We start from the raw sequence: 749 nt of genomic DNA, 5'->3' as shown, positions 1-749 counted from the left end.
CCGACATCCTGGTCCGCCGCGCCTTCGCTTTCGACGCACAGGCCCGCACCATCGACCTGGTGCGCGTGCTCGACGGCGACCAGCCGGCGCCGACCCCCGACGCGGCCCAGTTGCACCGTTATTATGACAACCACCCGTGGCTCTTCCGCGCGCCGGAATACCGCCACGCCCGGATCGTCATCCTGTCCCCCGACACGGTCGCCCGCTCGATCGAGATCCCCGACACCGAGCTGCGCAAGCTCTATGATTCGGAACAGGCGAAATACCACGTGCCCGAAACCCGCGACGTGCAGATCGTCACCGCCCCCAGCCAGGCCCGCGCCCAGGCCATCGCGGCGCAGTGGCAGTCCGGCGCCGACTGGGCGACACTCCAGGCCGGCGCCAAGGACAGCGCCACGGTGGAAATGAATGGCGTGCGCGAAAGCGCGATCCCGTCCCCGGCCCTGGCCAGACTGGTCTTCGCGGCCCCCGCGAACGCGCTGCAGGGCCCCAGCCAGACCGACACCGGCTGGGTCATCTTCAAGGTGACGCAGATAACGCCGCCCCACGACACCGATTTCGCCGCCGCCCGGACCGAACTGCGCGACCAGATCGCCCATGCCCAGGCCGGCGCGCTCGTCGGTCCCCGCGTCCAGAAATTGCAGGACGCGATCGCCGGCGGCGGCCTGGACCATATCCCCGACAATCTCGGCGCCGTCGCCATCGCCGGCACGCTGGACGCCCAGGGCCGCACGCCCGACGGCACGCCG

General features: G+C 70.9%; 1 protein-coding gene. It reads left to right on the top strand.

The annotated features are described in order from the left end of the window. The coding region (locus HUK84_RS21270) for a peptidyl-prolyl cis-trans isomerase (RefSeq protein ID WP_176641934.1) at window positions 1–749 on the top strand (749 nt) is incomplete at both ends.

It is taken from the genome of Nguyenibacter vanlangensis, from assembly GCF_013376155.1.
Classification (GTDB): domain Bacteria; phylum Pseudomonadota; class Alphaproteobacteria; order Acetobacterales; family Acetobacteraceae; genus Gluconacetobacter; species Gluconacetobacter vanlangensis.
The sequence above is the reverse complement of the archived record's forward strand: the minus strand, read 5'-3'. Positions and strand labels throughout refer to the sequence as shown.